This is a genomic window from Chitinophaga polysaccharea (assembly GCF_902150045.1).
GTDB classification, from domain to species: domain Bacteria; phylum Bacteroidota; class Bacteroidia; order Chitinophagales; family Chitinophagaceae; genus Chitinophaga; species Chitinophaga polysaccharea_A.
Map to the genome: position 1 here is coordinate 72,160 of NZ_CABFVU010000006.1, position 12,812 is coordinate 84,971.

Below are 12,812 nucleotides of genomic sequence, written 5' to 3' on the forward strand. Positions count from 1 at the left end.
AATTGAGTGATGACCTTCTAAAACCAATTCCCATTATGACGAACGATGTAATATCCATTATTCTCGGAGGAGGGGCCGGCACCCGCCTGTATCCGCTTACCCGTCGCCGCTCCAAACCAGCGGTGCCCCTGGCAGGTAAATACAGACTGGTGGATATTCCTATCTCCAATTGTTTGAACGCAGAGCTGAACCGCATCTTTGTACTAACGCAGTTCAATTCCGCCTCCCTGAACAAGCATATTAAAAACACCTATCACTTCAGCAACTTTGATAAGGGGTTTGTGGATATACTGGCAGCGGAGCAAACCCCCGATAATCCTACCTGGTACCAGGGAACGGCAGATGCCGTAAGACAATGCCTTCACCACATGGAGAACTTTGAGTTTGAATATATACTCATTTTATCCGGTGACCAGTTGTACCAGATGGACTTCAGAAAGATGATCAAACATCATATCGACACGGGTGCGGAAATATCTATTGCCACTATCCCCGTAAGCGCCAGGGATGCTTCTGATTTTGGTATTTTAAAGGAAGATGAACAGGGCGCCATTGTTTCCTTTACAGAAAAACCTTCGCAGGCTGTGCTGCCCCCGTGGGCTTCCGAAGTAAGCGAGGAAATGCAGAAAGAAGGCCGGGTATATCTTGCCAGTATGGGAATTTATATTTTCAGCCGACAGGTGTTGTTTGATATGCTCAATGCACAACCGGAAGCGGCGGACTTTGGTAAACAGCTCATCCCGCAGGCTATCGAAAACAAACGGCGCATCTTCAGCTATCAATATGAAGGGTACTGGACTGATATCGGTAATATCCAGTCTTTCTTCGAAGCCAATATTGGTCTTACCGATGAAATCCCTTTATTTAACCTTTTTGACGAGTCACAAACCATCTATTCCCGCGCCCGTATGCTGCCGCCCACAAAAATTTCCGGGCATATGGAGAAAACAATGATCGCTGATGGTTGTATTATTATGGCAAACAAGCTGGAAAGAGTAGTAGTAGGGATCCGTACCCGCATTGGTAAAGGCAGCGAAATCAGCAATGCCTATATTATGGGAAGCGACTACTACGAAACGCTCGATGAAATAGAAAGATCCCGCGCAGAGGGGAGACCTTTAATGGGCATCGGTGAAAACTGCGTGATCAATAATGCCATCATTGATAAAAACTGCCGCATCGGTAACGGCGTACATATAAATGGTGGAAAGCACTTAGCTGACGGGGACTTTGAAAAATATACAGTAAAAGACGGCATTGTTGTTGTTAAAAAAGGAGTTGTCCTGGAAGACGGATTCAGTATTTAACAAACAAGATAACCATGCGATTGTCCATAGAGCGGAAGAGTACCAAGATTTATCCTGACCTTAAAAGGGTAGTAGCCAGGTTTTTTTTCAACGGGGAAGCACGGGCCAAGTCCATTATTCAACAGGTAGCCGCCATGAGCGATGCTGAAGTGGATGTAACGATCATGCCTATACTAAGAGAATTTTCCCGGAGGCACCGGAATATTACCAGGATATTTGAACGACATGCAGACCGGCTGAGACACCTGTTTCCCGGTTTGCAGATCGATTACGAAGCCCTCTCGCACAAACGCAAATTGCTCACCGGTTCTTATTTCACCAATGAATACTCCATAGAATCAGCGGCTTTTTTCAACCCCTCCCTTGTGGAGGACGTGGACCAGAGCGGGCTGGAAGAAGGACAAAAACGCGTGATCATGAGCTTCCGGGCAGTAGGGGAAGGGCACGTATCTTCTATTGCTTTCCGGTCGGGTATCATCGACAAGAACAATGAAATTTCACTGATAGCGCCCGGTAATTATGTAGATGAAGCGGAAATCATCCGCAACTCCCTCTATCATAAACAAACGTTCTTTCAGAATGCCGCATCCATCCGTTTGCCGGACTCCGTGATGCGTGAAATACAGAACTCCCTGCCAGACCAGTTTGAATACCTTGCCTTAAAAAAGGTGATCAGGGAAATGCAACAGCGCTTCCAGGTAGATCATCTCCTTAAAAAAGGCCTGGAAAGGGTACTATGGCTGGCGGATTCTTATTACGAGCTGAATTTTTCACTGGATACCGACCTGTCGGACCGCGTTATTTTTCCTTATTCAGAGGCGGAAAGCAGGGGTATTGAAGATGCCCGCTTTGTAAAATATACCAGCGAAAACGGCAGTGTTACCTATTATGCCACTTATACAGCATACGATGGTATCACCATTCAGCCCAAGCTGCTGCAAACAAAAGATTTCTACAACTTCAAGATCATGCCGCTTTACGGTGAAGGAGCGCAAAACAAGAACCTTGCGCTCTTTCCCCGTAAGATCAACGGCAAATATGTGATGATCTCCCGGATCGACGGCATCAACGGGTATATCATGTACTCCGATAAAATCAATATCTGGGAAAACCCGCAGCTCCTTCATACGCCCAAGTACGCCTGGGAATTTGTACAGGTGGGCAACTGCGGTTCCCCCATTGAAACCCCGGACGGCTGGCTGGTGATCACCCACGGTGTAGGCCCTATGCGTACTTATTGTATTGGCGCCAGCCTGCTGGACCTGGAAAATCCCACAAAGGAAATAGGCCGTTTACGCGAGCCGCTGCTCATGCCCAACAAAGATGAAAGAGAAGGATACGTGCCCAACGTATTGTACTCCTGCGGATCTATTATTCACAACGATGAACTGATCATTCCCTACGGCCTCTCTGATTATGCATCAGGCTTTGCCACCGTTAAACTCGATAAACTGCTCACACAGATCAAAGAAGACGGCGTATAGGTGCTATAAGGAATTATATACGTTGATGTATTGTTCTGTCATGGTTTCTGCACTGAAATTATTTTTTGCGTGCAGGTGGCAGTCGTGGCGGTTAATCAGCGTAAGATCTTCAATACAGGCGGCGGCTTCCTGTAAATTGTTTACCAGGAAACCTGTTTTCCTGTCGAGGATCAGTTCCGGCATGGAGCCGCGGTTATACGCAATAACAGGTGTGCCGCAAAGCATGGCTTCTGCCACGCTCAGTCCAAAAGGTTCGTTAAAGTAGATAGGATGTAACAGGGCGCTGGCCTTGCCCAGCAACTGGCTGCGTTCTTCCCCGCCTACAGCGCCGATAAAAATGATCTGTTCATCATCTATATATGGTTTCACTTTCTCATTAAAATAGGCTTCGTCCTGTATGATCCCCGCAATGATCAGTTTGCGGCGGGAGTGAAGAGCTATCTGCACCGCGTCGTATGCACCTTTGTCGGGATGGATGCGGCCATAATACAAAAGATAGCTGTCGGGCGCAGGCTCGAAGGCAAAATCCCCTGTCCGGATCCCGTTATACACAGTGGCTGTGTAATGCAGCGATGCATGGCGGTCGGAGTTGCTGATAGACACATATCTTCCTATATCATTATACCGCTGGTATACCGGTAATATTTTGTGAGAGGAAAATCCGTGGATGGTAGTTACCATCGGCGTTTTAATAAGCCTGGAGTAGGTGAGGGGAAGAAAATCGAAATGATTATGAATGATATCAAAATCCCGGGCCTGTTCCATCAGGTAACTGATATGCATACACTCGTTCACTTTGGCGTCAGCTTCACGGTCTTCCTCGTACCCTTTAGCGCAAATGGAGGCCAGGACACCGGAAGTTACCGAGTCGGCGGTGGCGAAAAGGGTTACCTCCATTCCTTTGGCTATCAGCCCCTCTGCCAGGTTGGATGCCATTTGTTCCCAGGGTCCGTAATGCCTGGGCGGTGTGCGCCAGGCTATGGGCGATAATATTGCTACCTTCATAATGCTGTGTTTTGCTGGTTTCGCCTTTTCAGAGCGTTGTTTGCACCATCACTGTCAAAACAAGCGCCAAAGAAACGGGGGGATTGCCGGTCAACCAATATTCTGATCAACCAATTGACTAATTACCTAACTTCGTACATTCAAAAATTTCGATGTGTTGGCACTGCATCGTTTTGTAATTGGTAATTTGTAATTCGAAACTCAATATGCCCGAATATATTCCTTATGGGAAAACTGGTTATTTTAATCAGCTGGTAACAGATTTTTTAGCAGAACGTCCGCAGATCAGACCATTTTATACCTATTCTCCTGTACATCCGGATTTTAACGCCGCCATCGCTGCCCGGCAGCAGTTTAATACGCCACGCGCCGCACTGGTAGCAGCCCTGGAACAGCAATACGAAGGCCTGGAGCCTATAAAGGCGGTACAGGATAACATCGCAGCCCTGCTGCAACCCACTACCTTTACCGTATGCACCGCTCATCAGCCCAATATTTTCACCGGTTATCTTTACTTCGCCTACAAGATCCTGCAAACCATTAAGCTTTGCCGTGAACTGAAGCAGCAATATCCGCAGCATCATTTTGTGCCGGTATATTACATGGGCAGCGAAGATGCCGACCTGGAAGAACTGGGCAGCATTTACCTCGAAGGGAAAACCATCACCTGGAACACCACCCAGCAGGGAGCGGTAGGCCGTATGCAACCTGATGGACTGGAAGCGCTGATTGCCGAAGTGAAGAAAGCACTGGGATATGCGCCTCACAGCGAGGAGCTGATCAGCCTTCTGCAGAAGGCTTACCTGGAACACGCTAATATACAGGAAGCCACCATGTACCTGGTACATGCCTTGTTTGGCCGGTTCGGGCTGGTTACGCTGGTGCCGGACAGCGCTGCATTAAAACGTTTATACCTTCCCGTTATAAAGGACGAACTGTTTAACCAGGCATCGCATGCTATTGTAAGTGATACGCTTGAAAAGCTGGGAGAACATTATAAAGTACAGGCCAATCCACGGGAAATAAATCTTTTTTATTTACAGGATGGCTCGAGGGAACGCATTGTGCGGGAGGGCGATCAGTGGAAAGTATTACACACCCCGTTGACTTTCAACGCCGCTTCCCTGGAAGCAGCTTTGGAAGCGCATCCTGAAAGCTTTAGCCCCAATGTTATTTTGCGGGGCATGTTCCAGGAAACTATCCTGCCCAACATTGCCTTTATTGGCGGTGGCGGTGAAATAGCTTACTGGCTGGAGTTAAAAGGGCTTTTTGCACATTATAAAGTACCATTCCCCGTGTTGCTGCTACGCAATTCGCTGTTGCTCACAGATGAAATATCCCGGCAACGTATTACTAAGCTGGGACTTAGCACCAATGATCTTTTCAAAGGAACGGAAGATATTGTGAACGATTATGTGAAGCGCCATACCAATGCCTCGCTGGTGTTGAAAGATGAATACGCTGCTATTGAGCAGTTGTTCGATGCGCTGGAAGAAAAAGCCCGCAGCATTGATGTAACGCTTATTGCTACTACGGCATCTGAAAGAAAGAAAGCGCTGAAATCGATCGGTAAGCTGGAACATAAATTCCTGCGCGCAGAGAAGAAGAAATTCGCCTGGCAAACGGACCAGATCCGCCAGATTAAAAATAAACTATTCCCGGCCGGCTCATTGCAGGAGCGTAAGGAAAACTTCCTGCCCTGGTATGCCCAGGAGGGGCCTGCGTTCTTTGACCGGGTGCTGGACGCGATTATTCCCATAACCGACCAGTTCACCATCCTGGGGGAATAAGCGGAGGGATCGCCTTCGGCGATTGTCTTGGAACACTGATTATGATGATTACACTGATTTATTTTGAGATTTTATATATGATTAGGGGAGATAAAAGTGAATATTGCTTTTATCTCCCTATTTTTTTTATTAATTCAATCCTTTAAAATCCCGAAAAATAAATCAGTGTAATCAGCGTAATCATCATAATCCTGAGTCAGACAAAATTCGCATCGCCGAAGGCGATCCCTTCGCTACGCGCTTTGTGTCAGGGCTTTGCTCATATCTTTTACCAGCGCCAGGATGGCCATAAGCTGGTCGTGTACCTGTTTCGTTTCCAGCATTTCGTCGCGGGTGGGCGTAGGGCCTTTTCCATCATTGATTTCCTGTTGGCGCTGATGTACCAGGCTTTCCAGGTGGGCATCCAGCCTGTCGAAAGCATGGATTAGTGGCGAAGGCTGAGCGCTGCCGCCGGTGGCGGGGTCTGTCATGAGTATGAGCTGGTCCATATAATGGAGCAGGTAATCCGTGATTTCGCGGTATTCCGGGCGCGGGAACTGTACCCCGTGATGAAGGCTGTATGCCGCCAGGGTGGCTGTGTGGGAAGTGAGCGTATGATTCAGTACCACGTAGTGGTATACTTCAGAAGCGTTCTTTTGTTTGCTTTTAGGTTCGGATAACATGCGCTGGAAGGCAGACATCAGATTGGCAGCAGCTACATAAGCGTCTTTCCTGGCCAGTTTGAAATCGGTAACGGATACCTGTTCACTGGAGTAGGCGCGCATTACCAATTCAAAATATTTGCGGTTGGCTTCCATCATCTTTTTCATATGGTCCGGCAGGAAATTATGTTCCCAGGTAGGCCACAGCAGCATGTTCGCAAAGAAGGCAATGCCTCCGCCGATGAAGGTGTCCAGTACCCGCTGTGTCAGGTTGTACAGATCGGAAGGGTGGAGGAAGTGCAGGAGGAAGATGATAAACGGTGTTACAAAAAATACACTCAGCGTATACTGGATGGTCATAAAGCTATAAGCGCCGAGGATACAGATAAGCATTACCACGAATATCACCGTATCGTTATGGGTAATATAAAGCAGGCCGGCTGCAAACAGTGCGCCGGTAACGGTACCGATTAAACGCTGTATGCTGCGGGATTTCGTAAGGCCGAAGCCAGGTTTCAGGATCACCACTACCGTGAGCAGGATCCAGTATATACGGTCCAGGTGAAGGGCCAGCCCCAGCCCGTAACCCGCCAGTGTGGCCAGGCTCACACGGATGGAGTGGCGGAAGATATGTGATTTGAACGTGAGGTTGTCACGGAACGTTTCGAAGTCGTATTTCTGCCGGGTAGTGAATTTGGACAGCTCCAGTTTGGGATCTATGGATTCGTCTTTCAGTCGCTCCAGCCGGGTAAGCCGGTGCAGGTTATAAATGCGCTGGGCCATATCCTGCAGGTTCTGCAGGATGTTGGTAAGCGGAATAGTGCGTGTTCTTTCCTTAAGGGTAGGTAGTTTCAGGGTAATATCGGCGATAGCCTGTTTTACCTTCTCCATTTCAAATTTCAGGTTGGCTTTGGGCAGGGAGCGCTGACCCGCGGCCACGGCCATACCTATGTTCTTCAGTTCCTGTACGAACTCCATAATGAGCAGGTGGAATTTCTCGAGGATGGCTTCGTCTTTGAAATCGGCCTGCAGGGCATTATAGTCCGTTTGTGATGCCATGATCTGTTCCTGGAGATCTACCATATCAAGGAAAATGAGCACCATGCTTTTATTCAGGCTGGTAGTGCCTTGTTGGGCGGACCGTCTTTTCAGCAGCAGTTCGCGTACATTTTCCTGTTTTTCATTGACGATCACCTGCTGTGCCAGCACGGCTTTATAGTTCTCGTTTACATTGATGCCAGGGGTATAAAAATTGGCCCTGACTTCAAGGTAGCGGGCAGTTTGCAGGATACAATCTCCCAGCGCCTGTTGTACGTTAAGATAAGGGCGGATCTGCCAGAGGGTAAGTGCCAGCACAGCATACCAGATACTGCCCAGCAGCACCATGGAAGCATGCAGCAGGGTGAGTTGCGGGGTAAGCTGTGTTTCTCCCAGTATAGACACCAGTACCAGCAGGCAGCCGGTACCTATATTGCCACCGCGGTTGCCGTATACCAGTAGCATGGCAAACATAAAACAGCAGATACCTATCCACACGGCCATAGGGATGGTATAAGGGATTAGCAATCCTGTACCCAGTGCAGTAAAGAAGATCAGGATGGTACTGATGATAAGACCATTCCGTTTGTGTATAATGGTACCTGGTACGTCGCTGAGGGCGGTACACAGGGCGCCCATGGATACCGCGATACCCAGGTCCAGCATACCAAACCAGGCGAATACCAGCGAAGGTACTACCACACTGATAGTGGTGCGCATACCGTTGCTGAAATGATAACTGTATAGAAAATTTTTGACGTTGTTGATCTGCTGTTCTGTACGCAAACGTAAATGGGTTTTTGATGGCGCAAAGATAAGCGGATTTTATGCGAATTTTGTCTGACTCACTGATTACCTTGATTTCGCTGATTAGAGGAATTTTAACCTGTGTTTTGTGTTGTAGGCGTATGTTGTCTGACTCAGGATTATGCCGATTACCGGAATTTTTATTACATTATATAGTTATATTATATTGAAGAACATTAATTTAATGTGGGTTTAGAAAAATATATAAGGTAAATCAGCGTAATCAGGGTAATCAGTGAGTCAGACAAAATCCGCTGGCCCGCGTAATTTTCTCACAGGGAATTAAATTGTAATTGTTCTTTTTACTATATTTATAACCAGTCTTTTAGACTTTAGTTGCGTGCTGCGGACAGAGAGTAATAAGCAGTGATTGTGTATAAATAATTACTGTATATTATTGCATCTCACTTAAATTACTTTTTGATTCGGGTAAAATTATATCTTTGACGCCTTAAAAAACCTCGGAGTACGACGTGCGCTTAAAAACACTAGAAATTAAAGGCTTTAAAAGTTTTGCAGATAAAACCGTTTTGCAGTTCGACGAAGGCATCACTGGGGTGATTGGGCCAAACGGTTGCGGCAAAAGTAATATCATCGACTCCATCCGCTGGGTAATCGGCGAGCACAAAATCAGCAACCTCCGCTCTGATAACCAGGCGGGACTTGTGTTCAACGGTTCCAAAAGCCGCTCTGCAAGCGGTATGGCGGAAGTTAGTCTCACTTTCGAGAATACGAAGAACGTACTACCCACCGAATTCACTACGGTGACGATTACACGTAAGTTTTATAAGAACGGCGACAGCGAGTACCGTCTCAACGACGTGGCCTGCCGCCTGAAGGATATCCATAACCTGTTCATGGACACGGGCGTAAGTACCGATTCCTATGCCATCATCGAGCTGGGCATGGTGGATGATATCATCAAAGACAAAGAAAACAGCCGTCGCCGTATGCTGGAACAGGCGGCTGGCATCTCCATTTATAAAACCCGGAAAAAAGAAGCCAAATCCAAACTGGACGCCACCGAAGGTGACCTGAACCGTATTGAGGACCTGTTATTTGAAATCAATAACAACCTCAAAACACTGGAAAGCCAGGCCCGTAAGGCAGAACGCTTCTACGAGGTAAAAAAGGAATACCGCGAAATCAGTATTGAGCTTGCCAAAGCCGCCCTGGAAGGCTTTAACGTTACTTTCAAGGAACTGTCGGACACCCAGCAGAATGAAAGCGACCGCAAACTGGCGCTGGAAACAGAGATACTCAGCGCAGAAGCAGCCGTAGAACAGGATAAACTGCATTTCGTAGCAAAGGAAAGGGAACTGCAAACCATGCAGAAATCCTTTAATGAACTGGTTTCCACTATCCGCACTAAGGAAAACGATAAGAACCTCGCCACGCAGCAGCTCACATATCTGCGCGAGCGGGAAAAAAATATCAGCGACTTCCTCAATAATGCAGAAGGTCAACTGCAGGGACTTACCACCTCTATTGAATTTACAGAGAAACAAGTGGAAGAAGAAGGGGACGTGTTTGAAACAATGGCAGACGAACTGGAAACCCTCCGCGATATGGTAGAGGAAAAGAAAGAACGCTTCCATCAGAAGAAACAAGCCCTCGAAACCCTGCGCAATGACCAGCAACGCTGGCAACGCCAGCAGTTTGAGGCGGAAAAGAAAGTAGCCGTTGCCGATACTTCCGTGATGAACCTGCAACGTAGCATGCAGCAGCTCCAGGAAGAAAAAGCCAGCCGCCAGCAGCAGATCGCCCAGCTGGAAACAGAAAAAGAGGCATTGCAGCAAACACTGACCGGCAGCAAAACGGAACTGGAAAACATGGTCCGTTTCCAGGAAGAAACCAAAAGTAAAATCCTCGCCACCCAGTCCGATATAGAAGGGCTGCGTGATAAGCTGGTGGATGAAAACCGTACCCTCGATGCCAAAAAGAACGAGTTCGACCTGCTCAAATCGCTGGTCGACAGCCTGGAAGGCTATCCCGAGAGTATCAAATTCCTCAAGAAAAATCCCGACTGGAACAATAACGCCCCTATCCTCAGCGATATCTTTTTTTGTAAAGAAGAATACCGCACCTGCGTGGAAAACCTGCTGGAACCTTACCTGAGCTATTATGTTGTAAACAACGTACAGGAAGCGGTACAGGCTATCCAGCTGCTCGACAGCAACAAGAAAGGCAAGGCCAATTTCTTTATCCTCGATCAGTTCCGTACCGATTATTCGCCGCTGCTGGCGCCCGCAGGCACTATCCCGGCGCTGGAGGTAGTGGAGATCGAAGAAAAATACATGGGGCTCGGGCATCACCTCCTGGGTAAAGTGTTTATAGGGGAAGACCTTACAAGGCTGGAATTCAGCCAGGTGGCAGACGAAAGAATGCTGCTGGTGGAAAAATCAGGCCGCATGCACCGTGGCAAATACAATATCAGCGGTGGTTCTGTAGGATTATTTGAAGGTAAGAAGCTGGGCCGGGCCAAGAACCTGGAAAAACTGGAAACAGAGATCAAAGACCTGGAAAGTGTAGTAGGCCGCCTGAAAGTAGCGCTGCAAAGCAAACACGATGAAGTGTTAGGCTACAACAGCCAGTTAAACGAAAATAATATCAATGCTGCAAGGGAAAAGGTAAACCAACTGAGCAACCAGCTGTTCGGCTTGCAGAACAGGATTGAAAACTTCCATCATCTCATTGAAGCCGGCGACAAACGCCTGGAGGAAATGCAGCAATCGCTGGAAACCAACCAGGAAAGTATTTCCGGTGTAAAAGATGAACTGGAAAGCCTGAATGAAAGGGTGAACGAACTGCAGGACAGTATCGCGGATGCCGACAGGACAGCCCAGGAAGCGGAACAGCAGTTTAATATGGCCACTGTGCAGTTCAATAACCAGAACCTGCAACATACCCGCCAGCAAAGTAAAGTACAGGCCCTCAAACAGGAACTGGAATTTAAACGCAAACAACTGGCAGACCTGCATGTGCAGATCACCAGCAACAAATCGCAACTGGAAGATGCAGTGGCCAACATCGCTGCTGCCGTGGAAAAACTGAGCCATGCTGATGACGGCCTCGTGGAACTGTTCCGCCAGCGTGAAGAAGAAGAAAAAGCCCTCAACGAAAAAGACCAGGAGTACTATAATTTCCGTAACCACCTGCAGGAACTGGAAACCACGCTGAGAACAAAACAGCGCGCCAAACAGGAACTGGAACAACAACTGAATACTATCAAGGATAAAGTGAACGAATTAAAACTGCAGCTTACCTCTATGAAGGAAAGGCTCAGCGTGGAGTTTAAGGTGAACCTTGATGAGATTATTGATGAGCAGCGCAGCTCCGAACTGTCCGTGGAAGAACTGACCGGCAGTGCAGAGCGATTGAAAAAGCGCATGGAAAATATGGGGGAAATTAACCCCACAGCCATTGAGGCTTACCAGGAAATGAAGAAACGTTATGAATTCATCCTGGAGCAGAAAACGGATCTTGTTAATGCGAAAGACTCGCTGCTGGCTACTATACAGGAAGTAGAGTCGACCGCTAACCAGAAATTCCTGGATACCTTTAACCAGGTGAAAGAGAACTTTATCAGGGTGTTTAAAGCATTGTTTACGGAAGAAGACCAGTGCGATATGATCCTGAGTGATCCGGAAAACCTGGCAGACACTGGTATTGAAATCATCGCGAAGCCAAAAGGTAAGCGCCCGGCGGCTATTACACAGTTGTCCGGTGGTGAAAAAACACTCACGGCCACTGCATTGCTGTTTGCCATTTACCTGATTAAACCGGCGCCATTCTGTATCCTGGATGAGGTGGATGCCCCGTTGGATGATGCCAATGTGGGTAAATTTACCAACATGATCAGGAAGTTTTCCGATAATTCACAATTTATTATTGTAACACACAACAAGCAAACAATGGCCGCTGTAGACGTGATCTATGGCGTAACCATGCAGGAGCCGGGTGTAAGTAAACTGGTTCCGGTAGATTTCAGGAGTTTAAACTAGCCACTTGGTTTGGTTGTTGTGAAGACAGTTTATTACTTTTATTCTTTATTCTAAAAAAATAAAAAAACGTAAACACTATGGGCGCATGGGGCACCAGAAATTTTGAAAATGATGGATCACAGGATTGGATATTTGACCTGATCGATAATAAAGACGGTGGTTTGGTGGCTGATACGCTGGCGCGTATCATCAATAACATCGAAACACTGGAAGTTTCAGATTGCGAAGAGGCACTGGCCGCTGCAGAACTGGTGGCAGCATTGGTTGGTCGCCCTAGCGAAGATTTCCCGGAAGATCCGCTGGATCAGCTGGATGTACTGAACCTCATCGGTACACGCGCACTCAGGAACCAGGCGATTGCTGCTGTAAACAAAATTGTAGCAGCTTCCGAAATGAAGAATTACTGGGAAGAAGCGGGGCACGGCGAAGAATGGGCTGGCGTACAGGCTGGTCTGATCAAGCGTTTGGAGTAGTGGGAGTGCTTTGGGCACTTGTCTTTCTTTCCGCGGATTTTGCCCCGGAACACTGAATCAGCTGATTTGTTTGATTTTGTTTTTTGCATTTTACTTATAACAATTAAGGGAGATGTAAGCGTATATCGCTTATGTCTCCCTTAACTATTTTAAATCAAATATTTAATAAGATCATCCAAATCCTGAGTCAGACAACCTCCGCTTAAAACAACAAAACAAAAGCAAAAAATTCAAGGTAATCATTAAGATCATCCAAATCCTGA

Annotated in this window: 7 protein-coding genes; 5 read left to right on the plus strand and 2 right to left on the minus strand. The window is 47.3% G+C overall.

What is annotated here, in order from left to right:
- The first annotated feature begins 35 nt into the window (after positions 1 to 35).
- Positions 36 to 1,307 carry a glucose-1-phosphate adenylyltransferase gene (locus FN124_RS30280; protein WP_142688550.1) on the plus strand — a complete coding sequence of 424 codons (1,272 nt, stop codon included), beginning with the start codon at positions 36 to 38 and terminating at the stop codon, positions 1,305 to 1,307.
- Positions 1,308 to 1,321: 14 nt separating this feature from the next.
- Positions 1,322 to 2,791, plus strand: coding sequence for a glycoside hydrolase family 130 protein (locus FN124_RS30285; protein WP_142688551.1), 1,470 nt, complete (start codon positions 1,322 to 1,324; stop codon positions 2,789 to 2,791).
- 3 nt (positions 2,792 to 2,794) lie between these two features.
- Here the strand turns inward: FN124_RS30285 and FN124_RS30290 are convergent, their stop codons facing one another.
- A complete protein-coding gene (locus FN124_RS30290) occupies positions 2,795 to 3,796 on the minus strand; it encodes a glycosyltransferase family 4 protein (RefSeq protein WP_142688552.1) in 1,002 nt (333 codons plus the stop codon).
- Positions 3,797 to 4,002: 206 nt separating this feature from the next.
- Between FN124_RS30290 and bshC the strand changes: the two genes are divergently transcribed.
- A complete protein-coding gene (gene bshC, locus FN124_RS30295; RefSeq protein ID WP_142688553.1) occupies positions 4,003 to 5,586 on the plus strand; it encodes a bacillithiol biosynthesis cysteine-adding enzyme BshC in 1,584 nt (527 codons plus the stop codon).
- A gap of 233 nt (positions 5,587 to 5,819) precedes the next feature.
- Here the strand turns inward: bshC and FN124_RS30300 are convergent, their stop codons facing one another.
- Positions 5,820 to 8,051 (minus strand): FUSC family protein, encoded by a 2,232-nt coding sequence (locus FN124_RS30300; RefSeq protein ID WP_142688554.1) that lies wholly within the window; start codon positions 8,049 to 8,051, stop codon positions 5,820 to 5,822.
- A 494-nt stretch (positions 8,052 to 8,545) separates the two neighbouring features.
- Between FN124_RS30300 and smc the strand changes: the two genes are divergently transcribed.
- Both smc and FN124_RS30310 read left to right on the plus strand, forming a co-directional pair.
- Positions 8,546 to 12,076, plus strand: coding sequence for a chromosome segregation protein SMC (gene smc / locus FN124_RS30305; protein WP_142688555.1), 3,531 nt, complete (start codon positions 8,546 to 8,548; stop codon positions 12,074 to 12,076).
- 77 nt (positions 12,077 to 12,153) lie between these two features.
- Positions 12,154 to 12,549, plus strand: a complete 396-nt coding sequence (locus tag FN124_RS30310) for a DUF4259 domain-containing protein (RefSeq protein WP_142688556.1) — start codon at positions 12,154 to 12,156, stop codon at positions 12,547 to 12,549.
- Positions 12,550 to 12,812: the final 263 nt, after the last annotated feature.

Bases quoted from the DNA above. Each gene is read 5' to 3' on its own strand.
- FN124_RS30280 (WP_142688550.1), top strand. From the start codon at position 36: ATGACGAACGATGTAATATCCATTATTCTCGGAGGAGGGGCCGGCACC.
- FN124_RS30285 (WP_142688551.1), top strand. From the start codon at position 1,322: ATGCGATTGTCCATAGAGCGGAAGAGTACCAAGATTTATCCTGACCTT.
- FN124_RS30290 (WP_142688552.1), bottom strand. From the start codon at position 3,796: ATGAAGGTAGCAATATTATCGCCCATAGCCTGGCGCACACCGCCCAGG.
- bshC (WP_142688553.1), top strand. From the start codon at position 4,003: ATGCCCGAATATATTCCTTATGGGAAAACTGGTTATTTTAATCAGCTG.
- FN124_RS30310 (WP_142688556.1), top strand. From the start codon at position 12,154: ATGGGCGCATGGGGCACCAGAAATTTTGAAAATGATGGATCACAGGAT.